3 protein-coding genes and 1 pseudogene are annotated in these 1,836 nt (G+C 67.8%); 2 read left to right on the top strand and 2 right to left on the bottom strand.

What is annotated here, in order from left to right:
- Together AC1D0P_RS25370 and AC1D0P_RS25365 are read left to right on the top strand one after the other, a co-directional pair.
- Window positions 1–587: sulfurtransferase (locus tag AC1D0P_RS25370; protein WP_477679261.1), on the top strand; the 587-nt coding region annotated here is incomplete at its 5' end.
- A gap of 104 nt (window positions 588–691) precedes the next feature.
- On the top strand, window positions 692–994 hold the full coding sequence (locus AC1D0P_RS25365) for a hypothetical protein (RefSeq protein WP_477679260.1): 303 nt from the start codon (window positions 692–694) through the stop codon (window positions 992–994).
- Window positions 995–1,151: 157 nt separating this feature from the next.
- Here AC1D0P_RS25365 and AC1D0P_RS25360 read toward each other — a convergent pair whose 3' ends face one another.
- Both AC1D0P_RS25360 and AC1D0P_RS25355 read right to left on the bottom strand, forming a co-directional pair.
- Complete coding sequence (locus AC1D0P_RS25360; RefSeq protein WP_436157812.1) at window positions 1,152–1,331, bottom strand: hypothetical protein; 180 nt, start codon at window positions 1,329–1,331, stop codon at window positions 1,152–1,154.
- A gap of 147 nt (window positions 1,332–1,478) precedes the next feature.
- Window positions 1,479–1,836 (bottom strand): annotated as a pseudogene (locus AC1D0P_RS25355) (FAD-dependent oxidoreductase); the annotation flags it as partial.

Genomic DNA, 1,836 nt, shown 5'->3' with positions numbered 1-1,836 from the left:
ACATGCAGGCCGTTGTCTACGACCGCAACGGCGCCAACTATTGCGGGCGCCTCTGGTGGATGCTCAAGTGGGCCGGCCATGAAAACGTCGCCGTGCTCGACGGCGGGCTGCAGGCCTGGCAGGCGGCGGGCGGCGCGGTGAACAGCGGCGAGGAGCCCGCGCATTTCCAGGCCAGCTTCCTGCTGGCGCCGGCCAGGGCCGCGCTGGTGTCGGCCGATACCGTGGCCGGGCAACTCGGCAGACCGGCCCAGACCCTGATCGATGCGCGGGCCACGCCGCGCTTCAAGGGCGAGGTTGAGCCGCTGGACCCGGTGGCGGGCCACATCCCCGGCGCCCTGAACCGGCCTTTCAGCCAGAACATGGCGCCTGACGGCAAGTTCAAGCCGGCCGCGCAGCTCAAGGCCGAGTTTGAAACCCTGCTGGGCGGGCGCGAGCCGGCGAGTGTGGTGCACCACTGCGGCAGCGGCGTCAGCGCCGTGCCCAACCTGATCGCGATGGAAGTCGCCGGCCTGGGCCGGACCGGCCTGTACGCCGGCAGCTGGAGCGACTGGTGCAGCGACCCGCAGCGTCCGGTGGCGCAGGGCTAGAGTCTTACGCCTTCGAGGCGATCCGTTCGCGAAAAAAAAGCCACCCGGCCTTCAGCCTGGTGGCTTTTTTGGGCCCACGAGGGGCCCATGGCAATCCGCTTTATTTGGTGCCGCCGCTGGCCGGTGTGCCGGGGGCCGTCRAACCCGAGTTCGAGACGGCCGCGCTGGACTCCGGCGTCGGCATGGGGCTGGTGCTGCTTGAGCTGGAACCGGATGAACCCGCCGAACCGCCGCTGGTGGAAGGCGTGGACGGTGTGGAGGGCGTTGAAGACGTCGCGCCGGTGTCCTCAACTTTTTTCCCGCAAGCGCCCAACGCCAGCAGGGCGGCCAGGGCAAGGGCCGTTGCGGCAGCGGGTTTGAATTTGGATGCGTGCATGTCTGTTCCTTTTATGAAAAATGAAAAGTGAAAATCAAAGGTGAAGCTCAATCTGTCGATCGGCGGATATTTGGCTGAACGCCAGCCAGACACCAATTTAGCGGCGTCTTGCGGGTATGCCCCATGAGACAGCGTCCCACAGGGCTGTAGGGGTTTTTCGACGAGTGCGAGCCTGCGGGCCCGGGTCTTCAGTGCGCGCGGCCGTGGCCCGTCAGGCGTATGCGCTTGTGCGGGTTGTCCAGCCGTGCACCCGAGGTAGGGCCGGCGCCGCGGCTGCTTCTGGAGCCGTTGTCCGGCCTGTCCCCTACCTGGCCTTTGGAAGGGCTGGGCTCTGGCTTGTGGGCGTGAAGGGTGTTGCTGCTTTTCATGGGGGCCTCCTTGGCTTGCGGGCGCCGGCTTTCCGGACGGTCCGCCGCGCCTGCTGTCATGGGAATCCTGGAATCCGTTCAATTCACTTTAAAAGCCGCGCGGCATGGCAGTTGTAGGCAATGCCTGCCCATGACGTAGGAAAAAACCTACAAAACCCCACCGGCTTGGGCGATGGGCCGCGCCGGCGAGCGAACATGCTCGGGCCGCACGCCCACGCCTACCGCATAGGCCGGCAGCGCCTGCAGCAGCGGCCAGCGACGCATCAGCCCCAAAGGCCAGGGCAACGCCATGGGCGGCGCCTCGGTGCCGCGCGCCGCCAGCACCGGGCTGAGCAGGCGGTTCTGGATGGCCACCTGGGCCGCCTGGGTGAGGCGGGTCGGTAGCAGGCGCCGCTTTTCCACCTGCGCCAGGAAAGGCGTCAGGGCCGCCGTGCCCACGCGCGCATCGGCCAGCGGCGCGGCCAGCGCGTTGGCCGCCGCCACCGCATCCTGCACCGCCAGGTTG

The organism is Polaromonas sp. P1_G2 (genome assembly GCF_056405515.1).
Note: the sequence above shows the minus strand (reverse complement) of the source record. Positions and strands in the feature narration are given on the sequence as shown.